The organism is Azospirillum agricola (assembly GCF_020005195.1).
Lineage (GTDB): Bacteria > Pseudomonadota > Alphaproteobacteria > Azospirillales > Azospirillaceae > Azospirillum > Azospirillum agricola.
Genome location: NZ_JAIFZR010000005.1, coordinates 2,258,313 through 2,277,819, shown reverse-complemented (window position 1 = coordinate 2,277,819; position 19,507 = coordinate 2,258,313). Strand labels below are relative to the sequence as shown.

The following is a 19,507-nucleotide window of genomic DNA, read 5'->3' as shown; positions in this document are numbered from 1 at the left end:
GATGCTGCGCACTGGCTGCCGGACTCTTGATGGCCCCGCTGGCAGCGAAGCCGGCCCTGGCACAGGAAAGCTGCGTGACCCACGCGGTGGAAGCCGAGCAGAAGCTCAACATCCCCTCCGGCCTGCTGGTGGCGATCGCTCTGGTCGAGAGCGGCCAGGACGGCGCTCCCCACCCCTTCGCCATGAGCCTGCAAGGCCGCTCCTACTTCGCCCGCAACGTCGGCGACGCCGCCAAGCATCTTCGCGACCACCGCGGCCAGCTTCGCTCCAACACCTATGTCGGCTGCATGCAGCTGTCGCTGGCGTCGCACCGGGGGCAGTTCCAGCCCGTCGAGAAGATCGTCCAGCCCCGCGACAACGTGTTCTACGCCGGCCAGCTCCTCGTCCGTTTCCATGGGGAAGAGGGCAACTGGAAGACCGCCCTGGCCCGTTACAACGGCAGCTCCAGCCACCGCTCCCAGGCCTATGTCTGCAAAATCTGGCAACATCTGAGCGAGCTGGACGCGCAAAGCGCCAAGCTGCTGGCCTCCTCGCGCTGCGAGGACACCGACACGGTCAGCGTCGCCCCCAAGACCCGCCGCAGCTTCCGCAACGCCCAGCAGGTCGCGGCCATCGATTGACCGCCCGCGGCGCGGATTCGAAGCTTTGAGAGGGATCTGGCGCGGGCGTCCGTGATGGGGTAGATCCCCGGCATGAACTACCGCCACATCTTCCACGCCGGCAACCCGGCCGACGTGATGAAGCACGCCGTCCTGGCGCTGATCCTCGACCATCTGCGCGCCAAGCCCGCCCCGTTCTGCGTGCTCGACACCCACGCCGGCATCGGGCTCTACGACCTATGGTCGGAGCCCGCGCGGAAGACCCGCGAGCATGAGGACGGCATCGGCCGCCTGTTCGGCGCCCCCGCCCCGCATCCGGCGCTCGAGCCCTATCTGCGCAGCGTGGCGGCGGCGAATCCGGACGGGCAGCTGCGCTGGTATCCGGGATCGCCCTGCATCGCCCGCAATGCCCTGCGCGACCAGGACCGGCTGGTCCTCGCCGAACTGCACCCCGACGACGCCCGCAGCCTGAAGGCCGAATTCGCCGGCGACCGCAGCGTCGCCGTCCACCAGACCGACGCCTATGTCGCGCTCAAGGCGCATCTGCCACCCAGGGAGAAGCGCGGCCTCGTCCTGATTGATCCGCCTTTCGAGCAACCCGACGAGTTCGCCCGCATGGCCGAGGGGCTGGCCGCCGCGCATCGCCGCTGGCCGACCGGAATCTACGCCCTGTGGTACCCGATCAAGGAGCGCGCCGCCGTCTGGCGGTTCCAGGACGCGGTCGAGAAGACCGGCATCCCGAAGATCCTGCTGGCCGAACTGACGTGGCACCCGGAGGACACGCACCTCCGCCTCAACGGCTCGGGCCTGCTGATCGTCAACCCGCCCTGGACGCTGGACGACACGCTGCGCGCCATGCTGCCCGCCCTGCACGAGTCGCTTCCCACCACCGGCGGCGGAGCGGCGGTGAGCTGGCTGGTGCCGGAACGCTGACCCCTTCCCGCTCCATCGGAACGCAAAATCCCCCGGCCCTTGCGGGCCGGGGGCAAGTCAGGATGGAACTCTCGAAACGGTTTGCTTCGGCCGTCAGACGCAGCGGCCGGTTTCCCTGGCGGCGTCCTCGGCGCGGTTGGCCAGCTTGCTGATGGCGTCGTGGGCGGTGCGGGCCGACAGCTCCGACACCTTGACGCTGCGGTCCAGCACGAGCTGGACATTCTCCTTCAGCACACTGCTCTGGGTGGCGTAGAAATCGGGAACGCTGCGGCTGCGCATCAGCGAATTGACCGCGCTGGCGTTGCGGCTCGCGACCTCCTGAGCCAGCCCCATCCATTCCTTCCAGATCGACTGGAAGCCGTCGGCCAGCACGCTGCCGCACTTGACCATGACATCCATGTTCTCGCGCGCCTGATGCATCACCTCGCCCTGGGCCTCGCTCGACAGCCCGAAGGTCCGCTGGAACTGGCTGGTCGTGCGGTTCGCGACCTCCTGGGCGGTGCCCGCCAGATCACGCGCCGTTTCGGCCCCGCGCCGGGTCAGGTCGGCCCCGGCGTCGAGCGCTTTGCGGCCGGTCTCCGCCCCCTCGTCGACGGCGCGGCGGCCGGCCTCGGCGCTGTCCTCGGCCATGGAGCGCGCGGCGTCGGCGGCGCGGCGGGTTGCGGACTCGCCGGCCCGCACCGCTTCGTCGACCGCACCCCTGGTGCGTGCCGTCGCCTCGCGCAACGCGGTCTGCGTATCCTTGTCGGTGGCCATGCCAATGCTCCTCGTTTTGGTTCGTCCGATTCGGACGTTTCTTCCCAAAATTGCGCGTGGACCTTTATGCTGCACCGCCACACGCGACGAGGATATAACACGTCAAATCAAAAACCATCCATGGCGCAAAGTAATAAAAGAATATCCATTCTTTCGGGGTATAGGATTCTTCAATCCCTTGAAGCCCTTCACTTATTAGCCTTCCGCTGCATTGCGACAGTACTGCTGCCGCAATGCAGCGACGCTTCCGCTCGACGATGCTCTTTGCCGGCCCACCTTGCCGGCACACCCGGCGAAGCTTGCCAGGAATGTCCACCCCCGATTTCCCGAGCGGGGCGGACGTCGCGTCAGGTCACTTCGCCGCGATCTTGCAGCCGCTCTCCGCCAGCGTGGCGAACGCCTCCTCGCCGGGGATGGTGCGCAGGATCTGGTAATAGTCCCACGGCCCCTTCGATTCGGACGGCTTCTTGACGCGGGCCAGATACATGTCGTGGACCATGCGGCCGTTGGCCAGGATCTTGCCGTTCTTGGCGAACATGTCGTTGACCGGCATCTCCTTCATCTTGGCCGCGACGGTCGGGCCGTCGTCGGTGCCGGCGGCCTCCACCGCCTTCAGGTAATGGCGGACGGCGGAATAGCTGCCGGCCTGCACCATGGTCGGCATCCGGCCGCCGAACTTCTCGGCGAACTTCTTGGACCAGGCGCGCTTCTCGTCGTCCATGTCCCAATAGAAGCCGGTGGTCAGCACCAGGTCCTGCGCCACCTGGAGCCCCAGCGCGTGGACATCGGAGAGGAAGATCAGCAGCCCGGCCAGCCTCTGCTTGCCGCTCTGGGTCAGGCCGAATTCGGCCGCCTGCTTGATCGAGGTGATGGTGTCGCCACCGGCGTTGGCGAGCCCGACGACCTGCGCGCCCGACGACTGGGCCTGGAGCAGGAAGGAGGAGAAGTCGGCGGTGTTCAGCGGGGTGCGGACCGCCCCCATCACCTGCCCGCCGGCCTTCTTCACCTCGGCCGAGGTGTCGGCCTCCAGTTGATGGCCGAAGGCGTAATCGGCGGTCAGGAAATACCAGCTCTTGCCGCCCTCCTGCACCATGGCGCGGCCGGTGCCGACGGCCAGCGCGTGGGTGTCGTAGGCCCAGTGGAAGCCGGTGGGCGAGCAGGCGTCGCCGGTCAGCCGCGAGGTCGCCGGCCCTTCCATCAGGAAGACGGTCTTCTTCTCGCGCGTCACCTCCTGCACCGCCAGCGCGACGCCGGAGTTCGGCACGTCGACGATGACGTCGACGCCGTCCTGGTCGATCCATTGGCGGGCGAGGTTGGAGCCGATGTCCGGCTTGTTCTGGTGGTCGGCGGTGACGATCTGGATCGGCTTGCCGAGAATCTTGTTGCCGAACTCCTCGGCCGCCATGCGGGCGGCGATCGCCGATCCCTCGCCGCCGAGATCGGCGTAGAGGCCGGAGCGGTCGTTCAGCACACCGATCTTGACGGTGTCGCCCGACAGCTTGCCCTGCGCCGAGGCGGGGCCGGAAGCGATGCTTCCCACGGTCAAGGCGGCCAGCGCGGCACCGGCCAGAAGACGTGCGTTCATGCGTGAATTCCTCCCCCTCAGCGATTCTTGGATGTGGCTCTCGGGATATGGCACCTGGGCGGTCGGCGACGGTGACGGAACGGTCCGGCCATGTCCTCGCCGACAACACTATGCAGGCGCATCATCTTGGAGGCGAAGCTGATTTTCAGCATATGAAACAGATTTCGGGAATGGTCAGGCGACGCGCGCGCTTTCTCCATCCGGCGCTGCCGAACCGCCGGAGCCGCGCCGCCGCCGGTTGTCCATGCGCCGCATCACCGGCGTCACCGTGGTGCCATGGACGAGAATCGAGAGAAGCACGGTGAGACCGGTCAGCGCCCACAGCTTGCCCTGAACGCCGAAGTCGGCGGCGTTCAGGGCAAAGGCGATGTAATAGATGCTGCCCATGCCGCGGATCCCGAAGAAGCCGATGGCGAGCTTCTCGCCCGTGGACATCGCGGCTCCCCACAGGCCGAGCCAGCCCGTCAGGGGCCGCAGGACGAACAGGATGACCAGGACCGCCAGCACGCCCCCCCCTGGCAGCGGATGGAGCAGGCCATCGGCCAGCGTGCCGCCGAACAGCACCAGCACGACCATCATCAGCAGGCGCTCGGTTTGCTCGATGAAATCATGCAGCGTCTCATGGTAGCGGTGGGACCGCTCGGCATCGCGCAACGCCACGGCGCTGACGAAGACGGCGACGAATCCGTAGCCGCCCACCAGTTCGGTGGAGCCGTAGGCGATCAGCGTGATTCCCAGCGAGACGAAGCCGTCGCCGGTCCGCGACAGCTTGGCCCGGTTCGGCACGCGGAAGGTCGCCAGCGCCAGGAGCTTGCCGATCACCCACCCCATCCCGATTCCGGCGGCGAGCTTCCACAGAACGTCCAGCGCGAACCAATGCAGCAGCCACCCGGCGCCGCTCCCCTCGTCCAGGACGACGGCCACGGCGAGATGGACGAAGGGGAAGGCCAGCCCGTCGTTCAGCCCGGCTTCCGACGTCAGGCTGAAGCGGATCTCGTCCTCCTCGCCCGATTGCGGCGGCCCGACCTGGATGTCGGAGGCGAGCACCGGATCGGTCGGCGCCAGCGCCGCTCCCAGCAGGATCGCCGCCGCCGGCGGCAGCCCGAGTCCGCACCAGCCGATCAGGCCGATGCCGAGAATGGACAGCGGCATGGTGACGCCGAGCAGCCGCCAGGTGATCGACCAGGACCGCCAGCCCGGCGGCCGGTCGAGCTTCAGCCCGGCCCCCATCAGCGCGACGATGACCAGCAGTTCGGTCAACCGCTCCGTGGCCTTCGGAAAGCTCATCGGATCCGGCGCGTCCAGCCCCGACAGGGTGAAGGCGCCATAGCCGAGCCCGACGCAGATGATGGGCAGCGACAGCGGCAGTTCCTTCAGCACCATCGGCAGCCACGCCACCAGCAGCACCAGAAGGCCAAACCCGACCAGCATGACGACGTAGGACATCCACCGCCCGATCCGTGGCGGCCGCGAACCGCGCGGCCGAATCCAACCTCAACAAGGCTGGAGGCTGTTCGGCCCGGACAGACCGAAACGCCGGCGCGACGGATGAGGGGATGTCGGGGAAAGGCGGCGATCTTCTACCGCCGCGAATCGGCTCTGATAAGGGGACGTTCCCCAACCGGGATCGGGAAACGTCGCAGAAGGCGGCCGCGCGAGCCAAACGCGGCCGGGAACAGCCGGCGGTCAGGCCGCCGAGGTCATCGGAAAGCCGCTGTAATCGAGCGAGGCGGACCAGAAACGCTCCAGCTTGCGCAGGGTCTCGTTCGCCTTGGTCAGCTCCTCGTCGCTGAAGCCGGCCTTCTCCAGGGCGGTCAGATGACGCTCGAACATCAGGCTGATCTTCTCGCGCAGGTCGAGGCCCTTCTCCGACAGGCGGACGCGCACCGACCGGCGGTCGTGCGGCGAACGCTCCTGCCCGAGATAGCCGTTCTCGACCATCTTCTTGACGTTGTAGGAGACGTTGGAGCCCAGATAATAGCCGCGCGCGGTCAGTTCGCCGACCGTCATCTCGTCTTCGCCGATGTTGTAGAGGATGAGGCTCTGGACGTTGTTGATGTCCTGGATCCCCAGCCGGTCCAGCTCGGTCTTGAGCACTTCGAGGAAATGGCGGTGAAGCCGCTCGATCAACAGGATGCTTTCATAATAGGGTTTGCGCACCGCGGTCTCCTTTGGCTCTCACCGGACCGTCCCCGCGCAAGGACGTTACCGGGACCTTAAGACGAGATTAACCGATCATTCGTCGGCAATCATCTTAATAATTCCGGAAAAGACGAGGCGCAATGGAAAGGGCGGCGTCCTGTTGATTTGCCGTTCAAATAGGACATTCGATCAAACCGAGAGCAGCCACTCGGCCGCGGTACGGCGGCACCATCAATGCCCGACCGCCCTTCTCAAGAATTGGCCGGACCGAGCCCGGCGAAAGCCGGAGGGTCTCCCCTCCGGCCGTCATCCTCAATCGGCGAAGACGAGATCGCCGCCGGCCGGCTCCGCGAAATGGCGCTCGACGTCGGACGGGCCGACCCCGGCCAGATCGGCCGGCTTCCATTTCGGGTTCTTGTCCTTGTCGACCAGCGCCGCGCGGATTCCCTCGTAGAAATCGTCGCCGGCCAGGAAGGCGAGGCTGAGGCGCAGTTCTTGCACCATGCAGGCGTCGAAGTCGAGCTTGGCGCCGCGCCGCAGCGCGGTCAGCGTGACCTTCAGGCTGGTCGGCGACACGCGCCTCAGCGTGGCGAGCTGGGCGGCCGCCCAGTCGGTGCCCTCGGCCTCCAGCGCCTTGACGATGGCCTCCACCGTGTCGAAGCCGTAGCAACGGTCGATGGCCGCCCGGTTGGCGGGAACGCCGGCCTCGCCGGCCGAACCCTTGGCCTTGGCGACCGCCTCGTCCGGCGGGGTGCCGGCGGCGAGGTCGGCGACCAGCGCCTCGATCCCGGCGCTCGGCACGAAGGCGTCGGCGGCGCCGATCGCCAGCATGTCGGCCGCCTTCAGCCGGTCGCCGGTCAGGCCGAGCCACACCCCGGTCTGTCCCGGCAGGCGCGGCAGGAAATAGGTGCCGCCGACGTCGGGGTAGAGGCCGATCCCGGTCTCCGGCATGGCGAACAGCGTGCGCTCGGTGACGATGCGGTGGGTGCCGTGTTCCGACAGCCCGACGCCGCCGCCCATCGAGATGCCGTCGATCAGCGCGACGTAGGGTTTGGACAGGCGCTTGATCAGGCGGTTGAGGATGTACTCCTCGCTGAAGAAGGCGCGAACGATGGACCCGTCGCCGTTGCCCTCGCGCGCCGCCTTGCCGGCCTCGTAGAGCCCGACCACGTCGCCACCGGCGCAGAAGGCCTTCTCGCCGGCGCCCTGGATGACGACGGCCTTGACCTCGGGATCGGCGTCCCAGGCCCGGAGCTGCGGAATGAACAGGCGGACCATGTTGAGCGTCAGGGCGTTCAGCGCCTTCGGCCGGTTAAGCGTGACGAGGCCGATGGCGCCCCGGCGTTCGAACAGAATCTCAGCAGCGTCGCTCATCGTCTTGGTTTTTCTCGGTTATCGTTGTCGAATCGGGCGGTCGCGATAGCGGGGCAACCCGCGTCCGGCTGTCTCTCGGTCAAAAAACCGGACGGCCCCGATGATACGTGCGGCGGCGGATCTGTCAAACCAGCCATACGCCAGCGGATTGAAAGGGACCGGCCATCCCGCCAGCCGTCCCGCCAGCCGTCCCGCTGACCGGAACGATCGACGCGACGGCGGCCGGGAACCAAGCGGGGGCTTGGCCCGTTGCGACCGCGCCCTCATCTGTGAGGGACAACGACCGGGGAAGGCCGAGCCAGCGTCATGAAGGTTGCCGTCATACTGAACCAGTCGGCCGGATCGCTGGTCGACCGTCCGCTCGAAGGCCCGGTCTCCGCCGTGCGCGCCGCCTTCGAAGCCCAGGGCGCCGAGGTCGATCTGCGCACCGTCGAGGGCGCCGCCTGCACCGGGGAGATCGAGCGCGCGCTGGCGTCCGACGCCGACTGCGTGGTGGTCGGCGGCGGCGACGGCACCGTCCACACCGCGGTGCGGCTGGCGCTGCCGACCGGCAAGGCCCTGGGCGTGCTGCCGCTGGGCACCCTCAACCTGCTGGCCCGCGACCTCGCCATCCCGCTGGAGATCGAGGCTGCGGCCCAGGCGCTGGCCGCCGGGAGCATGCGGGCGATCGACGTCGCCGAGGTGAACGGGGAGCCTTATCTCAACAGCTCGGTGCTCGGCTTCTACCCGGCCGTGGTGCAGGAGCGCGAGCGGCATCGCAAGCTGCACCGGCTGCTGAAATGGCCGGGCGCCGCCGTGGCGCTGGCCAAGACGCTCTACCGGCTGCCGATGCTCGACGTCCGGCTCGACTGGGGCGACGGGCCGCGCCGGGTCCGCACGCCGGTGCTGGCGGTGTCCAACAACCCCTACGACGACGGCTTCGGCCTCGTGCTGCGGCGGGCCTCGCTCGACGGTGGCCGGCTGGGCGTCTATGTGGCGCACCAGCGCAGCGCGCTGGCGATGCTGCGGCTGATGGGGCGTCTGGTCACGGGAACCTGGAGGCAGGATGAGGCGTTGGATACGTTCACCGTGACGAGCCTGACGGTCCACAGCCGGCGGCGGACGCTGAAGATGGTCAACGATGGCGAGGTGCGGAAGATGGCCGGGCCGCTGCACTACCGGATTCGTCCGGAGGCGCTGAAGGTGCTGGCCCCACGCTGACGCAACGCGAGAGGTTCGGGTGAAGAGGCTGGCGCACATCTCGGACCTGCATTTCGGACGGATCGACCACAAGGTCGTCGATGGGCTGCTGGCCGATCTGGCGGCGCAGCGCCCCGACCTGATCGTCATCTCCGGCGACCTCGTGCAGCGGGCCAAGCCCCGCCATTTCGAGGCGGCGCGCGCCTTCCTGCGCGAATTGACCGCTCCCTATCTGGTGGTGCCGGGCAACCACGACATCCCGGTCTACAACGTCTTCCGCCGTTTCACCGACCCGTTCGGCCATTACCGCCGCTACATCTCGGCCGATCTCAGCCCGATCCACGTCGATTCCGAGATTGCCGTGCTGGGCATCAACACCGCCCGCCCGGTCATCCTGGACTTCTCCGAAGGCCGCATGAACAAGGCGCAGATCCAGCGGGTGCGCGAGGTGTTCTGCGAGCTGCCCGAAACCGTGTTCAAGGTGCTGTTCACCCACCACCCCTTCCTGCCCCCGCCGGATTCGCCCGACACCCGGCTGGTCGGCCGCCACAAGCTGGCGCTGCCGGCGCTGGAGAGCTGCGGCGTCGACCTGATGCTGGCCGGTCATCTTCACAAGGCCTATTCCGGCGACATCATGAGCCACCACACCCAGGTCGCCCGCTCGATCCTGGTCGCCCAGGCCTCCACCGCGACCTCGACGCGGCTGCGCAACGAGGCCAACGCCTACAACCTGATCGCCATCGCCCCGCCCCAGGTCACCTTCGAGGTCCGCTCGTGGGAGGGCGCGGCCTTCACCGCCGGCCTCGTCTCCACCTGGATCAAGCGGGGACAGCGCTGGGAGTTGCAGGCGCAGGACAGCGGATTCCGCCCGGTCGGCAGCGCGGCGTGACCCCGCCCGGTAAGTTCCCTGTGGCATGGTGGCCCGCCGGCTTGAGTTATCGGCAACGGAAGGCGTAGGATCGCGCAACTTTCTGCACGATGCCTGGTTTTGCGATGCCGATCTCCCTGCCCTCCTCCTTTCCGCGCACGCGCCTGCGCCGCAACCGCGCCGATTCCTGGACCCGGCGCCTCGTCGCCGAGAACAGGTTGACGGTCGACGACCTGATCTGGCCGGTCTTCGTCATCGAGGGGGAGAACCAGCGCCAGCCGGTCGCCTCGATGCCGGGGGTGGAGCGGCTGACCATCGACCTTCTGTGCGAGGCGGTGGCCGGGGCCGGCGACCTCGGCGTTCCCTGCGTCGCGCTGTTCCCGGTGGTCGGCGCCGAGGGCAAGTCGGAGGACGGGGCCGAATCCTACCGCCCCGACAACCTGATGAACCGCGCCATCCGCGCGTTGAAGGCGGCCGCGCCCGACGTCGGCGTGCTGTGCGACGTGGCGCTCGACCCCTACACCAGCCACGGCCACGACGGCATCCTGCGCGACGGCCGCATCCTGAACGACGAATCGGTGGAGGTGCTGGTTCGCCAGGCCCTGTCCCAGGCCGAGGCCGGGGCCGACATCGTCGCGCCGTCCGACATGATGGACGGGCGAATCGGCGCCATCCGCGACCGGCTCGACGCCGAGGGGCACCAGCTGGTGCGGGTCTGCTCCTACGCGGCGAAATACGCCTCGGCCTTCTACGGCCCCTTCCGCGACGCGGTGAATTCCGGCGGCTTCCTGAAGGGCGACAAGAAGACCTACCAGATGAACCCGGCGAACAGCGACGAGGCCCTGCGCGAGGTGGCGCAGGATCTCCAGGAGGGCGCCGACATGATCATGGTCAAGCCCGGCCTGCCCTATCTCGACATCATCCGCCGGGTGAAGGACAGCTTCGCGGTGCCGACCTTCGCCTATCATGTGTCGGGCGAGTACGCGATGCTGCGCGCGGCGGCGGGGCATGGCTGGCTCGATTACGACAAGGCGCTGATCGAGACGCTGACCGGCTTCAAGCGCGCCGGCTGCGACGCGATCCTGACCTATGGCGCGGTGGACGCGGCGAAGCTGCTGCGGCAGGGCTGAACCCGCCTGCGAACGCCGGCTTTTGAGCGCATGACGGAAAAGGGCCGGGGATATCCCGGCCCTTTTCCTATGCTCAACCGGTTTTCATGCCGGCGTCACGCTGCCCGGAGTCGAGCGCCGCCCGCTCCTCCTGGCGGGTCTTGACCAGCGAGACCACGACGCCGCCGGCGATCAGGCCCAGCGTCACGCCCAGCGAGATCAGCGGATCCATCTTGCCGAAGAACTGCGTGTAGAAGATCTTCGAACCGATGAACACCAGCACCAGCGCCAGCGCGTATTTCAGGTAACGGAAGCGGTGGACCATCGCCGCCAGCGCGAAATACAGGGCGCGCAGGCCCAGCACGGCGAAGATGTTGCTGGTGTAGACCAGATACGGGTCGGTGGTGATGGCGAAGATCGCCGGCACGCTGTCGACCGCGAAGACCAGATCGGCCAGCTCGACCATGATGAGCGCCAGCAGAAGCGGCGTCGCCGCCCAGCGCAGGGCGCCACCCGGCCCTTCCGGCAGCTTCACGAAGAAATGATGCCCGTGGAAGCGGTCGGTGACGCGGAGATGGCGCTTCAGGAAGCCCAGCACCGGGTTGTGCGCGATGTCCGGCTCGGAATCCGACGCGAACAGCATCTTCACGCCGGTCAGCAGCAGGAAGCCGCCGAAGATGTAGAGGACCCAGTGGAATTCCGACACCAGCGCCGCGCCGGCGCCGATCATCAGGCCGCGCAGCAGGATCACGCCGAGGATGCCCCAGAACAGCACGCGGTGCTGCACCGCGCGGGGCACGGCGAAGAAGCCGAAGATCAGCGATATGACGAAGACGTTGTCGAGCGACAGGCTCTTCTCGATGAAGAAGCCGGTGTAGTAGAGGATGGCCGATTCCTGGCCCATCGACCACCAGATCCAGCCGCCGAACAGCAGGGCGACGGTGATGTAGAAAGCCGAGAGCTTCAGGCTTTCCGCGATGCCGATCTCATGGTCGCGGCGGTTGAGGACACCCAGATCGAACGCCAGCAGCGTGGTGACGATGCCAATGAAGGCCAGCCAGACCCAAAGCGGTTTCCCCATGACTTCAAAAAGAAAGGACGCGTATAAGCTGTCCATCGAAACGATCCACTTGATGGCGCTGCGTCAGCGGGAAAATCAAGCGGTTCCGACATCACGACCGACGCCTCGGTCGCCAGAGGGGCCCGGACCCGAACGTCTGGTTACGTGGTGAGGCCCGCCGCCGCGTCAAGAGCACCGATTTCAAGCCTTTCGCCACCCCCGCGAGTCGCCGTCATCCGGCCGGGCGGCGCCGGCGCCACGACCGCCCCCGCCTTCCGCCCCCCGTCCGCGGCCAATGGCTTGGTGCATCCCAGCCACAGATCGGACACGAACGGTGTCAAAGAAAAACACCAACAGTTGCCTTTTCTGTGTTGCCTCTTGTGCAGATGGAGACGTTCTGCCAATAACTCCGAAAAACCGAAACCAAACCAAACCCAATGGAGTGTTGCATGAACCAGGCCGAACTGATCGAAACCGTCGCCACCAACGCCGGCATCAAGAAGGCCGACGCGGCCAAGGTCGTTCAGGCGGTGTTCGAGGGCATCTCCTCCGCTTTGGGCCGTGGCGAAGACGTCCGTCTCGCCGGCTTCGGCATCTTCGAGGTCGCCGAGCGCGCCGCCCGCGAGGGCCGCAACCCGCGCACCGGCGAGGTGGTCGCCATCGCCGCGTCGAAGGCCCCGAAATTCAAGCCGGCCAAGCAACTGCGCGATTCGGTGAACGGCTGATCGCCCCCGCGCCGGAAGGGAATGCCGCCATGACCATCGAGTCCGCCGATCTGCAATCGCTGACCGCAAAGGTCGTCGCCGCCTATGTCGGCAACAACACGGTGTCGGTCCATGAACTGCCGTCGCTGATCCACAACGTGCAGGCGGCCTTCCGCAACCTGGGTGAGGACAAGCCGGCTCCCGCCAAGTCGGAGCTGATTCCCGCCGTGTCGATCAAGAAATCGGTCACGCCGGAATACATCGTCTGCCTGGAGGACGGGAAGAAGCTGAAGATGCTGAAGCGGCATCTGAAGACGGTCTACGACCTGTCGCCCGACGAATACCGCGCCAAGTGGGGCCTGCCGGCCGAATACCCGATGGTCGCCCCGAACTACGCCAAGGCGCGCTCGGAAATGGCGACCAAGCTCGGTCTCGGCCGCAAGCGCTCCGCGGAGTAACCTCCGCCCGCGCTCCCGCCGCCTCGGAAAGGCGCATCCCGCCGGGATGCGCCTTTTTTCCTGCCCGAATGTCCGGATCGAAGAAATGACGGCATAGGCCGAAGGTGCGGGTGGTGCTCTGCCGCAGCCTTCCCATCTAGGGTTCCTACGCCCCGCCCGGCCCTCCTCCCTTCCGCCGGTCCGATGCATAGACGACCATGGTCATAAGGCCGACAGGGGTCGTCCGGCATTCCACCGGGGCACCGCCGATCCTGCGGCGGAAAGAGCGCGCACCTGTCCGAACGGCCATCGGCCAAATGGACAGGGTCATAGCAAGGTCCGATCCGCCGGAGCGCCTGCCCCCGTGGCAGAAGAGCGTGGGTATACGCCGAAAAACACCCGGCATCTTCCCTTTAAGGGCTTGATCCAACAGGAACGCCCATTCACATTAACAGTGTCTGACGGACGTTGTTCCTGAAGAAGCGCGGCGAATACAAACCCCGACAAAGCAAAAAGCCGACGTGGTGGATGCTGGTCTTGCATTCGCCAATGGAACACCGCGTCACGGCCGACCGTGGAGCGTTGGAGAGGAGGCATTAGCGTGCTGAAGAAACTTCTGACCGGCGAAAGCGCCAGCCTGACCCGCTACGTCGAAGAATCCAAGCGGTTCCCAATCCTGGCTCCGGACGACGAGCGTGAGCTTGCCATAGCCTGGCGCGAGCGCGGCAACCCGCACGCCCTGGAGCAGCTCGTCGGCAGCCACCTCCGCCTCGTCATCAAGATCGCCCGCGGCTTCGGCGGCTACGGCCTGTCGCTCGTCGATCTGGTGGCGGAAGGCAATGTCGGCCTGATGCAGGCCGCCCAGAAATTCGATCCGCAGCGCGGCTTCCGCTTCGCCACCTACGCCACCTGGTGGATCCGCGCGGCGATCCAGGAATACATCCTGCACAGCTGGTCGCTGGTGAAGATGGGCACGACCGCCGCGCAGAAGAAGCTGTTCTTCAACCTGCGCCGCCTGAAGAGCCAGATGGCCGAGCTGGAGCAGGGCGACCTGTCGCCCGAGACCGTCGCCACCATCGCCACCGAGCTGGACGTGCCGGAAACCGAGGTCATCGAGATGAACCGCCGGCTGGCCGCCAACGACAGCTCGCTCGACGCCACCCTGTCGAGCGACGGCGAAACCAACTGGCTGGAGTTGCTGGCCGACGACCGCCCGACGCAGGACGTCATGCTGGCCGACGCCGACGAGCTGGCGCTCCGCCGCCGTCTGGTCGGCCAGGCGCTCGACCGGCTCGACCCGCGTGAACGCCGCATCCTGTTCGAGCGCCGCCTGAAGGACGACCCCTCGACGCTGGAAGCGCTGAGCCAGCAATTCTCCGTCTCGCGCGAGCGGGTGCGGCAGATCGAGGTCCGCGCCTTCGAGAAGCTTCAGAAGGCGGTGCTGAGCGCCGCGCAGGCCCTGCGCCGTCCGGCCACGCCGATGGTCGCCTGACCGCTTGACACAGTTTTCCCACAGGGCCGCCGCCTTGGCAGCGGCCTTGTGGGCGTGCCGGCCGGCTCGACGAGAGCCGCCCGCGCACGGCGCCGCGGGCCGTTCGCCCGCTTCTAGCCTCCAGACCTGTCGAACTTCCAACCGGCGGCGCCCTGGCTCCGCCGGTTTCTTTCTGTCCTCATCCCCTCGATTCCGTTTCAGAGGCTCGCAAAAACCCGCCGCCCCCTTCGGAAGCGGAATTCGGCCTCTTCAAAATCTTGAAGTGCGACAAAGTGACGTCTTTAAAGATACGTTAAGATACGCATGATGACCGGCCCGCCTTAAGCTCCCAAAATTTTAACAAACTCTTTGTATACTGCTCATAACGCTATCCGGAGATCACTCCATGTCGAATCCTGCCCAGACCCAGTCAATCGCAGATCGCATCGCTTTCCTGCGGATCGATGACTCCACGAAAGCCGCGCTTCGCGAGTTCCAACCCTACCTGGCGCAGCGGATCGACCAAATCCTGGATGACTTCTATTCATACCTGCGCGCGGTCCCGCAGATCTCCCAGCTCCTGGCCAACCCGGCCACCGTCGGCCGCGCCCGCGACCTGCAAAAGCAGCATTGGCTGCGCAACGTCTTCACCGGAACCTTCGACGATTCCTACGTCAGCCAGGTCCTGAAGATCGGCCAGACCCACCAGCGCATCGGGCTGGAGCCGCGCTGGTACACCGGCGCCTACTGCTACATGCTGAACCGGCTGATCGACCAGGCCGCCCAGCTCCACCGCAAGAAGCCGGAGAAGCTGGCGGCCCTGCTCCAGGCCATCAACAAGGCCGTCTTCCTCGACATGGATCTGGCGACCTCGGTCTACATCGACCTGAACACGGCGGCGATCATCACCCGCGAACTCGGCTCGACCGCCGACAGCTTCGAGCGCGAGGTGAAGAGCGTCGTCCAGGGGGTGGCCGCCGCCGCCGGGCAGTTGCAGACCACCGCGCAGAGCATGAACCGCACGGCCGCCCAGACCAGCGAGCAGTCGACCCAGGTCGCCGCCGCCGCCGAGGAGGCGTCCGTCAACATCCAGACCGTCGCCGCCGCGGCGGAGGAACTGACCGCCTCGATCGGCGAGATCAGCCAGCAGGTCACCCAATCGGCCGCCATCGCCAGCGCCGCCATGACCGAGGCCGAGCGGACCAACGCCACCGTGCAGGGGCTGGCCGACGCCGCCAGCAAGATCGGGCAGGTGGTGAAGCTGATCCACGACATCGCGTCCCAGACCAACCTGCTGGCGTTGAACGCGACGATCGAGGCAGCGCGGGCGGGCGAAGCCGGCAAGGGCTTCGCGGTGGTCGCCAGCGAGGTGAAGAGCCTCGCCAACCAGACCGCCAAGGCCACCGAGGAGATCAACGCGCAGATCGGTGCCGTCCAGGGCGCCACGCAGGAGGCGGTCGGGGCGATCCGCTCCATCTCCGGCACGATCTCCCGCATCAACGAGATCTCGACCTCGATCGCCACGGCGATGGAGGAGCAGGGAGCCGCGACCACGGAGATCGCCCGCAACGTCCAGCAGGCATCGGTCGGAACCCGCGAGGTCAGCGAGACCATCGTCCGCGTCAACAACTCGGCCAACGACGCCGGGGGCGAGGCCCGCAGGGTTCTGGAGGCGACCAACCAGCTCTCGCATCAGGCGCAGACCCTGGGGAACGAGGTCGACCGCTTCCTCGCCCGCGTGCGCGCCGGCTGACCTCCGCCAAGCGCCGCGTCCGTCGCGGCACCGCTGACGAGAAAGGGGCGCGTCCAATGCGTGGACGCGCCCCTTATCGTTTGTTCCGCTTTACCGTGTGCCCTGCCCTGTCCCGGACGCCGCACGCGTCGCAAGGATTCCCGCCGGACGGATTCTCAAGGCATCGTCCGCACGACGAAATCACTGACCGGCAGGTTGGCCATTTGCGCCGCCCGGCGCGCCTCATCGGCCGATCCCCAATGGCTGCGGCCGTCGAGATTGGCCAACGCGCCGCCACGCATCACGACGAAGAGCCCCGTGCGTCCCAGATTGACGATTCTCATCATGTTCCGCCTCCGCCCTGAAGATAAAATTTTAGATAATGTTGTGATTAACTTCATTGTCGCCACGAAGTTCCCAACATCTTTTCTATGGGTATCAAACAATGCGGACGGTTGTCAATCAGCCGAACACCACTCAACTTGCCTCAATCCCTTCATGGAGCATGAAATTCTTTCCAGACCTTGATCACTCTCCACACACCCCGGACGTTTCATTGTATTTTCGATATATTTTCTGAAATTCGGCGACAAGCGCTTCCCTCTTCCGTCCTGTCCATGAGGCAGAGGCGGGAACGCCGGCTTTTCGCAGCCGTTCATCTGTCGACCCGGCGGAAGATCGAGGCCGGAAGGCTGCCGGACGGGCCGAAAGGGCGCACAGGAGAGGAAGGAGCCGAGCGATGGCGGATGGCGGGTGGGGCTTCAGGATGCGGCCGGCATCGGCGACCACGGACCCGGACACGCTGTCCCTGACAGTGGCGATCCGCCCGGCACGCGCCGACGACCTTCCGGTGCTGGAATGGTTCGGCCTGCACACCGCGCACCGCGAGATCATCGGCAACGCCTTCCGCATGCAGGAACGTGGCGTCGGCGCGATGCTGCTGGCCGAGGTGAACGGCTTTCCGGCTGGCCAGATCTGCGTGGACTTCATGCGCAAGCGCCATCTCGGCCGCGCGACCCTGTGGGCGCTGCGGGTGTTCCAGCCCTTCCGCGGAGCGGGGCTGGGCAGCCGGCTGATGCGCGCGGCGGAAGAGGTCGTGGCGGAACGCGGCGGCGGTGTCGCCGAGTTGGGCGTCGACCGCGACAACGCCGGGGTCCTGCCCTTCTACGACCGGCTCGGCTATCTGCGCTGTGGAACCGAGCGCGGCCATTTCAGCTACCACACCCCCGACGGCGTGCTGGTCCGCGTCGTCATCGACCAGTGGCTGCTGCACAAGCGCGTCGCACCGGCCCAGGCCTCCGTGGCGATCCTGGCGGCGGAGTGATCATCGCGCCCGCCTCCTGTTGTAGGAAGCGACCGCAACCATCCGCAGCCAAGAGGAAGCCCCGACGATGGCCGACGACCGCACGCCCGACCACACGCAAACGGATCGCCCGCAAAAGGACCGTCCGGCCGCCGACCGGCCGGCGGCCAAGCCGATCCCGGTCCAGCCGCGGAACGAACCGCTGAGCGACCGTGACGAGGCCGCTCCCGGCACGCCCGGCACCGGCGAGGCCATCGACCCGAAGACCGGCGAGACCTACATCAAGGGCATCGGCGGGGCCTGACCGCCCCGCCCGTCCTCAAAGAAAAAGGGCCGGCCCCATCGGAGCCGGTCCTTTTCCCGTCGAAGACGAATCTTCAGGCCACGAAGGGCGGCAGCGCCGTGACGTTCGCCGCCTTTTCCACCACCTGACCGACGCGGAGCAGGGTCTCCTCGTCGAACGGGCGGCCGATCAGTTGCAGGCCGAGCGGCAGACCGTCGGCCCCCAGACCGGCCGGGACCGACATCGCCGGCAGGCCGGCGAGGTTGATCGGCACGGTGAAGACGTCGTTCAGGTACATCTGCACCGGATCATCCATCTTCTCGCCGATGGCGAAGGGGGTGCTGGGGGCGGTCGGCGTCAGGATGACGTCGCAGCTCTTGAACGCCTCGTCGAAGTCCCACTTGATGCGCGTGCGCACCTGGCGGGCCTTGTTGTAGTAGGCGTCGTAATAGCCGGCCGACAGCACGTAGGTGCCGATCAGGATGCGGCGGCGAACCTCGCTGCCGAAGCCGGCGCCGCGCGTGTTCTCGTACATCTCCGACAGGCTGCCGCCCTCGACCCGCAGGCCGTAGCGGACACCGTCGTAGCGCGCGAGGTTGGAGGACGCCTCGGCCGGGGCGATGATGTAATAGGCGGCCAGAGCGTATTTGGTGTGCGGCAGGCTGATCTCGACCGGCACGGCGCCGGCCTCCTTCAGCCACTCGATGCCCTGAGTCCACAACGCGTCGATCTCGGCCGACAGCCCCTCGACCCGGTATTCCTTGGGAATGCCGACGCGCAGGCCGCGGATGTCGCCGGTCAGCGCGGCGCGGAAGTCCGGCACGGCCATGTCGACCGAGGTCGAATCCTTGGGATCGAAGCCGCACATCGAGCGCAGCATGATCGCCGCGTCCTCGACCGTGCGGGTCATCGGCCCGGCCTGGTCGAGCGAGGAGGCGTAGGCGACGATGCCCCAGCGCGAGCAGCGGCCGTAGGTCGGCTTGATGCCGACCGTGCCGGTGTAGCCGGCCGGCTGGCGGATCGAGCCGCCGGTGTCGGTGCCGGTGGCGCCCAGCGCGGCGCGCGCGGCGATGACGGCGGCCGAGCCGCCCGACGAGCCGCCCGCCACGATCTTCCGATCCCAGGCGCCCGGCGCGCCGGGGCTCCAGGGGCTGACCGTCTCGCCCTGGTGGGCGGTGATGGTGGCCGAGCCCATGGCGAACTCGTCGAGGTTGACCTTGCCGAGCATCACGGCGCCGTCGCGCCAGAGCTGCGACGTCACCGTCGACTCATACTCCGGCTTGAAGCCGTCGAGGATGTGGCTGCCGGCCGTGGTGGCGACGCCCTTGGTGCAGAACAGATCCTTCACCGCGATGGGCAGGCCGTCCATCGGACCGGCCTCGCCCTTGGCGCGGCGTTCGTCGCTGGCCTTGGCCATCGCCAGCGCGGCGTCGGGCGTCTCGGTGATGAAGATGTTGAAGGGGCGCACGGCCTCGACCGCGCGCACATGCGCCTCGGCCAGTTCGACCGCGGTGAACTCCTTCTTGGCGAGGCCGTCCAGCGCCCCCGCCATGGTCAGATGCGTGAGCGCCGTCATCACTCGACCACCTTCGGCACGACGTAGAAGCTTTCGGCCGTTTCCGGACCGTTCGACAGGACCTGGGCCGCATAGCCGCCGTCGGTGACCGCGTCCTTGCGCCGGCGCAGCTTCTGCGCGGCGACGCTGGTCATCGGCGGCACGTCCTTCGTGTCGACCTCGTTGAGCTGTTCCACGAAGGTCAGGATCTGGCTGAGTTCCCCCGCCAGCGATTCCAGTTCCCCGTCCGGCACCTTGATGCGGGCCAGATGCGCGATCTTGGCCACCGTGGCCTTGTCGAGCGACATGCCTCTACTCTCTTCCAAAATATTGGAAATCCGCCGCGAAGCTATCACCCGCGCCGGCCCGCCGCAACGTTCGCGGCACCCCGCCCGGCCGAAGACGGCGACAGGGACG

The 19,507-nt window shown here is 67.1% G+C and carries 20 protein-coding genes; 11 read left to right on the top strand and 9 right to left on the bottom strand.

From position 1 onward, the window contains the following. Positions 1–29: 29 nt before the first annotated feature. A complete protein-coding gene (locus JN22_RS25840; protein ID WP_223677885.1) occupies positions 30–620 on the top strand; it encodes a transglycosylase SLT domain-containing protein in 591 nt (196 codons plus the stop codon). A 72-nt stretch (positions 621–692) separates the two neighbouring features. Further along, entirely contained in the window at positions 693–1,532 is an 840-nt protein-coding gene (locus JN22_RS25835; protein ID WP_085556615.1) for a 23S rRNA (adenine(2030)-N(6))-methyltransferase RlmJ, read from the top strand. 93 nt (positions 1,533–1,625) lie between these two features. Here JN22_RS25835 and JN22_RS25830 read toward each other — a convergent pair whose 3' ends face one another. The 5 genes from JN22_RS25830 to JN22_RS25810 form a co-directional block, all read right to left on the bottom strand. Continuing rightward, positions 1,626–2,288, bottom strand: a complete 663-nt coding sequence (locus JN22_RS25830; protein WP_085556614.1) for a phasin family protein — start codon at positions 2,286–2,288, stop codon at positions 1,626–1,628. Between the two features lie 352 nt (positions 2,289–2,640). After that, positions 2,641–3,873: an ABC transporter substrate-binding protein gene (locus JN22_RS25825; protein ID WP_085556613.1), complete on the bottom strand. Its 1,233-nt coding sequence runs from the start codon at positions 3,871–3,873 to the stop codon at positions 2,641–2,643. 174 nt (positions 3,874–4,047) lie between these two features. Further along, entirely contained in the window at positions 4,048–5,319 is a 1,272-nt protein-coding gene (locus JN22_RS25820) for a cation:proton antiporter (RefSeq protein WP_143268431.1), read from the bottom strand. 240 nt (positions 5,320–5,559) lie between these two features. Further along, positions 5,560–6,033 (bottom strand): MarR family winged helix-turn-helix transcriptional regulator, encoded by a 474-nt coding sequence (locus JN22_RS25815; RefSeq protein ID WP_085556611.1) that lies wholly within the window; start codon positions 6,031–6,033, stop codon positions 5,560–5,562. 294 nt (positions 6,034–6,327) lie between these two features. Continuing rightward, positions 6,328–7,389: an enoyl-CoA hydratase/isomerase family protein gene (locus JN22_RS25810; protein ID WP_085556610.1), complete on the bottom strand. Its 1,062-nt coding sequence runs from the start codon at positions 7,387–7,389 to the stop codon at positions 6,328–6,330. 306 nt (positions 7,390–7,695) lie between these two features. Here JN22_RS25810 and JN22_RS25805 point away from each other — a divergent pair, with 306 nt between their 5' ends. The 3 genes from JN22_RS25805 (at position 7,696) to hemB (ending at position 10,566) form a co-directional block, all read left to right on the top strand. After that, positions 7,696–8,589, top strand: coding sequence for a diacylglycerol/lipid kinase family protein (locus JN22_RS25805; protein ID WP_085556609.1), 894 nt, complete (start codon positions 7,696–7,698; stop codon positions 8,587–8,589). Between the two features lie 19 nt (positions 8,590–8,608). After that, on the top strand, positions 8,609–9,457 hold the full coding sequence (locus JN22_RS25800; RefSeq protein ID WP_085556608.1) for a metallophosphoesterase family protein: 849 nt from the start codon (positions 8,609–8,611) through the stop codon (positions 9,455–9,457). A 104-nt stretch (positions 9,458–9,561) separates the two neighbouring features. Then, complete coding sequence (gene hemB / locus JN22_RS25795) at positions 9,562–10,566, top strand: porphobilinogen synthase (protein ID WP_085556607.1); 1,005 nt, start codon at positions 9,562–9,564, stop codon at positions 10,564–10,566. A 73-nt stretch (positions 10,567–10,639) separates the two neighbouring features. On the opposite strand, the gene JN22_RS25790 is transcribed toward hemB, so the two are convergent. Beyond that, complete coding sequence (locus JN22_RS25790; protein ID WP_396021979.1) at positions 10,640–11,626, bottom strand: TerC family protein; 987 nt, start codon at positions 11,624–11,626, stop codon at positions 10,640–10,642. A 428-nt stretch (positions 11,627–12,054) separates the two neighbouring features. On the opposite strand from JN22_RS25790, the gene JN22_RS25785 reads away from it, so the two are divergent. The 4 genes from JN22_RS25785 (at position 12,055) to JN22_RS25770 (ending at position 15,970) form a co-directional block, all read left to right on the top strand. Continuing rightward, on the top strand, positions 12,055–12,330 hold the full coding sequence (locus tag JN22_RS25785; protein ID WP_085556605.1) for an HU family DNA-binding protein: 276 nt from the start codon (positions 12,055–12,057) through the stop codon (positions 12,328–12,330). A 29-nt stretch (positions 12,331–12,359) separates the two neighbouring features. Further along, a complete protein-coding gene (locus tag JN22_RS25780; RefSeq protein WP_085556604.1) occupies positions 12,360–12,767 on the top strand; it encodes a MucR family transcriptional regulator in 408 nt (135 codons plus the stop codon). Between the two features lie 580 nt (positions 12,768–13,347). Continuing rightward, entirely contained in the window at positions 13,348–14,238 is an 891-nt protein-coding gene (rpoH, locus tag JN22_RS25775) for an RNA polymerase sigma factor RpoH (RefSeq protein WP_085556603.1), read from the top strand. A 385-nt stretch (positions 14,239–14,623) separates the two neighbouring features. Further along, entirely contained in the window at positions 14,624–15,970 is a 1,347-nt protein-coding gene (locus tag JN22_RS25770) for a globin-coupled sensor protein (RefSeq protein WP_085556602.1), read from the top strand. 155 nt (positions 15,971–16,125) lie between these two features. On the opposite strand, the gene JN22_RS25765 is transcribed toward JN22_RS25770, so the two are convergent. Then, a complete protein-coding gene (locus JN22_RS25765) occupies positions 16,126–16,296 on the bottom strand; it encodes a hypothetical protein (RefSeq protein ID WP_179166164.1) in 171 nt (56 codons plus the stop codon). A 392-nt stretch (positions 16,297–16,688) separates the two neighbouring features. Here JN22_RS25765 and JN22_RS25760 point away from each other — a divergent pair, with 392 nt between their 5' ends. Beyond that, positions 16,689–17,273: a GNAT family N-acetyltransferase gene (locus JN22_RS25760; protein WP_085556601.1), complete on the top strand. Its 585-nt coding sequence runs from the start codon at positions 16,689–16,691 to the stop codon at positions 17,271–17,273. Positions 17,274–17,340: 67 nt separating this feature from the next. After that, positions 17,341–17,556: a hypothetical protein gene (locus JN22_RS25755; protein WP_085556600.1), complete on the top strand. Its 216-nt coding sequence runs from the start codon at positions 17,341–17,343 to the stop codon at positions 17,554–17,556. A 73-nt stretch (positions 17,557–17,629) separates the two neighbouring features. Here JN22_RS25755 and gatA read toward each other — a convergent pair whose 3' ends face one another. Together gatA and gatC are read right to left on the bottom strand one after the other, a co-directional pair. After that, on the bottom strand, positions 17,630–19,111 hold the full coding sequence (gene gatA / locus JN22_RS25750; RefSeq protein ID WP_085556599.1) for an Asp-tRNA(Asn)/Glu-tRNA(Gln) amidotransferase subunit GatA: 1,482 nt from the start codon (positions 19,109–19,111) through the stop codon (positions 17,630–17,632). Then, positions 19,111–19,398, bottom strand: coding sequence for an Asp-tRNA(Asn)/Glu-tRNA(Gln) amidotransferase subunit GatC (gatC, locus tag JN22_RS25745; RefSeq protein ID WP_085556598.1), 288 nt, complete (start codon positions 19,396–19,398; stop codon positions 19,111–19,113). Before gatC ends, gatA begins: the two co-directional genes overlap by 1 nt. Positions 19,399–19,507 lie beyond the last annotated feature (109 nt).